This is a genomic window from Amaricoccus sp. W119 (genome assembly GCF_047275745.1).
Lineage (GTDB): Bacteria > Pseudomonadota > Alphaproteobacteria > Rhodobacterales > Rhodobacteraceae > Amaricoccus.
The window spans coordinates 1-4,815 of sequence record NZ_JBKQWU010000124.1 but is presented as its reverse complement, the minus strand read 5'-3'; the positions used below and the strand labels follow the sequence as shown (position 1 = coordinate 4,815).

Here is a 4,815-nt window from a genome sequence, read left to right as displayed (position 1 = left end):
GAAACGCTGATCCCCGCCCATCCGCTGCAGGCCGAGGCCCTGCTGCTCGATCCGGCGGTCCAGTCCCTGATCGCCGCGGGGAAACTGCGCGACCTCGGCGCCGCGGGCCCGGCATTCAGCGCCACATCCTCGCTCCGCACGGTCTATTCGCCGGATTGCCCGTGGATGCTCAAGTTCTCGGTGCCGGTCAGGATCACCAATTCGCGCCGGATCAACCAGCTCTGCGAGCTCGACGCGGGCGTTCTGATGGCGCGGCTGTTCCGCGAGCTTGGCGTCGGGCGGAGGGACGACCGGCTCCGCATCCTCGACGATCCCGCCTGGCTCGCCGTGGCGGTGCCGGGCCGGCGCGAGGGCGGTTTCGAGATGATCTTCCGCGAGAACCCGTTCCGCGGCGAGGCCACCCGCGGCCCGGTCAATCTCGTCGCACTGACCGCCGAGCCGCTCCCGGGCGCTGAATCGTGGCTCGCGCGGGTGCTCGATCGGAGTGGCGCGGGCCGGGCGGGGTCGGGTCAGGTCGGGGCGCGGCGCTGGTTCGAAGCCTATCTCGACTGCGTGGTGGAGCCGATCATCGACCTTTACGAGACTCACGGCATCGCGCTCGAGGCGCATCAGCAGAACGTGCTCATCGACCTCTCGGACGGGCTTCCGCGGCGGGCCTGGTACCGGGACAACCAAGGCTACTACGTCGCCGAATCCCATCTGGACCGGCTCGCCGCCCTCGTGCCCGAACTTCGTCTGGGCGAGGACCTCTGCTATCCGCGCGACGAGATCAACGACCGGCTGGCCTATTACCTCATCATCAATCAGGCCTTCGGGGTGATCGGACGGCTCGGCCGGGACGGTCTGGGCGAGGAGGACGAATTCCTCGACCGGCTCGCCGCGCGGCTCGACCGGCAGGCGCGTCGGCCCGGTCCGGGCGGGGATTTCGCGCGCCATATGCTCGGCGCGCCGCATCTGCTCGCCAAGGGCAATCTGCTGACCCGCGCGCAGGACATCGACGAGTTGAGCGACGGGCCGAGCGTCTACGTGCCGCTCGCCAATCCGATCGCGCACCGCCGAAGCGAGACATGCCAGCGGAGGCAAGATGTCGTTGCGTGAACTGCCGCGCGACGCGACACGCGCGCGGGTGCTCCGGCAGTTCTGCGAGGCGCTGATCTTCGAGGGGCTGGCGGTGTCCGAGCCGGCGGCGGGCTCGGGACCCCTGAGCGGCTGGCGGATCGGGCAAGCGGCGCTGCGCGCGCGGGTTCACATGGGCGCCTTCGACCGGCCGCGGATGCGATCCGACCGGATCGAGATCTCGACCGGGCACGGCTGGCGGCCCGCGGATTGCGCGGCGCTGATCGAAGCGCTGGAGATGGAGCCCGAGCGCGCCGCGGCGCTGGCGGCCGATCTGGAGCGGACCGCCACGCTCGGGGCCGCGACCGCTCTCCGGCGCCCGGCCGCGCGGCACGGGCTGGGCTGGGCCGCGCTGGAGGCGGCGCTCGACGAGGGCCATCCCTATCATCCCTGTTTCAAGGCGCGCTCAGGCTTCTCCGACACGGATCAGGCGCGCTATGGCCCCGAAGACGCGGCGACGTTCAGGCTCGACTGGCTTCTCGTCTCCCGCGAGATGACCGAGACCGCCCTGCCCTGCCCCGGCTTCTGGGCGGAGGAACTCGGCGCCGGGTCGCTGGCGGGGCTTCACGCCGCGGCGGGCACGACGCCTGCCACCCATGTACCGCTCCCGGTGCATCCCTGGCAGCATCGCGGACTCTCGGAGACCGAGCTCTTCCGTGACTGGATCGCGGCGGGCGCGGTCGTTCCCGTCGGCCCCGCGGGCGATCCCTACCGCGCCACCCAGTCGGTGCGTACCCTCATGAACGCCGCCGACCCGCGCCGGGCCCATGTGAAGACGGCGCTTGCGATGCGCAACACCTCGTCGGCGCGGGTTCTCGATCCGGATTTCGTGCTGGTCGCGCCGGCGGTTTCGGACTGGCTCGCCCGCGTCGTCGCCGAGGATGCCTGGCTCGCGGGCCGGCTCCATGTGCTCCGCGAATACGCCGCCGTGAGCGCCGCGCGCCGGACGCCGCTCGCGGGTCATCTCGCCGCGATCTGGCGCGAGAGCCCCGACGCGATCGACGATGCTCCCGGCGCGCTCCTGCCCTTCAACGCGCTCGCGCTCATCGAATCCAATGGCCGCCCGCTGATCGATCCCTTCGTGCGGGAGCACGGGCTGCTCCCCTGGCTCGACCGGCTGATCGAGGTGGCCGTGCTGCCGGTCTGGCACCTTCTCGTGGCGCAGGGCATCGCGATCGAGGCGCATGGCCAGAACCTGCTGCTGCGCCATGAGGGCGGCTGGCCCGCGGCCCTCGTCGCGCGCGATTTCCACGACAGTCTGGAATATGTCCCCGCGCTCATCGCCCGTCCCGATCTCCGGCCCGACCTCGGCCTGATCGATCCGGTCTACATCGACGCCGCGCCCGACCGCTTCCATGCCATGAGCACGGCGGAGGAGTTGCGCGCGCTGGTGATGGACGCGCTCTTCGTCTTCAACCTCGCCGATCTGTCGGACATGCTCGAACGCTGCTACGGTTTGCCCGAGGCCGCGTTCTGGCGGCGGTTGCGCGGCGCGCTCGACCGGCATGTTGCCCGGCACGGACTCGCAAGCCGTCAGGCGGTGTTCCAGGCCTTCGCCCGCCGCGTCGCGGCGGAATCGCTCCTGACCCGAGCGATCCGTCCCGGCCGCGGCGCCTGTTCCCATGACATCTCCAATGCAATCTCCAACGCCCTTGCGCTCTGAAGGGAGGCCAGAAATGTTCATCGTCAACGACCGATCGATCGATCCCGCCGCCGAGGTCGCGCCCGCCGCCGCCCGGCTCGCCGATCCGGAGGCGCATCGCATCGCGCTGCATCTGAAGGACACCGCCGCGATGCTCGCGACGATCCTGCGCCTGCGGGACGCGGGCGCCGGGGTGTTCCCGATCCATCCCGACATGCCCGCCGAACTCGCGCGCGCCATGGCCGGCCGGGCCGGCTGCGACCTGTTCCTCGGTGACGACGGCATCGAGACGCTGCCCGGCGCGGGTGCGCCCGTGGCCGGGCGGCTCGTGCATCTGAGCTCGGGCACGACCGGACATCCGAAGGTGATCGCCCGGCCCTGGGAGTCGATCGAGACCGAGATCGCCTCCTATGTCGCCGCCTTCACCGTGCCGGACGGGATGACGCCGGTGATCGCCTGCCCGATCACCCATTCCTACGGGCTGATTCCCGGGGTGATGGTGGGACAGCGGCGGGGCCAGGTGCCCGTGGTGCTCGACACGCTCAATCCGAAATACATCCTGCGCCGCCTCGCCGAGATCGAGGCGCCGATCCTCTACACCTCGCCGGCGATGCTGCATACGCTCGCCTGCCTGACGCCGCCCGACCGGCCGATCCACGCGGCGATGACCTCCGGAACGACGCTGCCCCAGAGCTGGTTCCAGCGGATTCGCGCCCGGACCGGCCAGCTTTTCCAGCAGTACGGCTGCTCGGAGGCGGGCTGCGTCGCGATCAACCCGGCGCTCGAAGCGGCCAGCGAGATCGGCCATCCGCTGCCGCATTTCGACGTCGCGGCCGGCGACGCGGCGGAGAGCCCGGCGGAGATCGTCGCCGAGACCGCTACCCCCGACGGGCCGCTTCGCATCGCCTCCTCCGATCTCGGCTGGCGGCGCAAGGACGGGATGCTGGTCTTCGTCGCCCGAATGGACGACATGATCAATGTCGCGGGCCTCAACGTCTATCCGCAGGAGGTAGAGCAGACGGCGCTGAGCCTCACAGGGATTGATGACGCGCTCGCCTTCCGGATCGAGGACCCGCTCGCGGGCGCGCGGGTCGGGCTGATCTACCAGGGTGGTGAGGTCGAACCGGATGCGATCCGGGGCTGGTGCCGCGAGCGGCTCGCCGGCTTCCAGCAGCCGGCGATGGTGCGCCGTGTCGAGGCGATCCCGCGTCAGGCGAACGGCAAGGTGAACCGCCGCGAGGTTTCCGCGCGCTTCGCCCGTGCCGCCGAAGCCGTGGCGGTCGATCTGTGAACCGGCCTGCGATGGAGATCCGGGAGGCGGAGCACCCCACCGGGGCGGCCGCTGAGGTCGCCGCCGTGGCCGCCCGCGCGGAACCAGATCCGACATCCGGGCCCGATCTCCCCGGCGCCGTGGCGGCGATCCGGGCGGCGCTCTCCGGGCCCGCGCCGATCCCCCGGCTCGACCGCTTCGCGCCCGGGGCGCGGCTGAACGAGGATCTGGGGCTGGATTCGGTGCAGGTCCTGAACCTCCTGCTCAGGCTCGAGACCGAGCTCGGCTGGCCGGTGCCCGACACCGCCTTCGGCAAGGGCGAGCTTGCCACCGTCGCCGATCTCGCGCGGATGATCGCGGGCCTGCCCCCGGCGGAGCCTGCCGGCCCGGCTGGCGATGAACTCGACATCAAGGTCCATTGCGTCGTGAGCTGCCTCAGCGCCGGGGTGAAGGCGCGGGGCATCGACCAGCGCCCGCTCTATTTCGGGCTCTGGGACGGGAATTTCGCCGTGCTGCCGGAGGTGGGGCTCGCCTATCACGCTCCGGGGATCGTGACGCATGACCACTATCTCGCCTGGTTCGAGCGGCTCTACGGCGTGCCGGTCCGGGAGTGGTACGACCATGGCGCGTCCAAGGCCGCGAATATCGCCACCTTCGAGCGCCTGCTCGCCACTCCTCCGCCCCAGGGTTTCTTGAGACATCCCAGACGGCTTAATTTGGGCCGACGGAGGTGTTGAGATGGGTGAGAATGAGCACGGAGGAGCTTCGAGCGCGGAGACCTCGGATA

At 70.8% G+C, this 4,815-nt stretch carries 4 protein-coding genes; all 4 read left to right on the top strand.

All coding sequences use genetic code 11. From position 1 onward, the window contains the following. A partial coding sequence (locus tag ACLJK8_RS22035; protein WP_413152577.1) for an IucA/IucC family protein occupies positions 1–1,098 on the top strand: 1,098 nt, incomplete at its 5' end. Next, positions 1,085–2,779 carry an IucA/IucC family protein gene (locus ACLJK8_RS22030; RefSeq protein ID WP_413152576.1) on the top strand — a complete coding sequence of 565 codons (1,695 nt, stop codon included), beginning with the start codon at positions 1,085–1,087 and terminating at the stop codon, positions 2,777–2,779. The genes ACLJK8_RS22035 and ACLJK8_RS22030, both read left to right, overlap by 14 nt. A gap of 13 nt (positions 2,780–2,792) precedes the next feature. Continuing rightward, positions 2,793–4,049, top strand: coding sequence for an AMP-binding protein (locus ACLJK8_RS22025; protein WP_413152575.1), 1,257 nt, complete (start codon positions 2,793–2,795; stop codon positions 4,047–4,049). Continuing rightward, a complete protein-coding gene (locus ACLJK8_RS22020) occupies positions 4,046–4,765 on the top strand; it encodes a DUF6005 family protein (RefSeq protein WP_413152574.1) in 720 nt (239 codons plus the stop codon). The genes ACLJK8_RS22025 and ACLJK8_RS22020 overlap by 4 nt, the downstream gene beginning before the upstream one ends. Positions 4,766–4,815 lie beyond the last annotated feature (50 nt).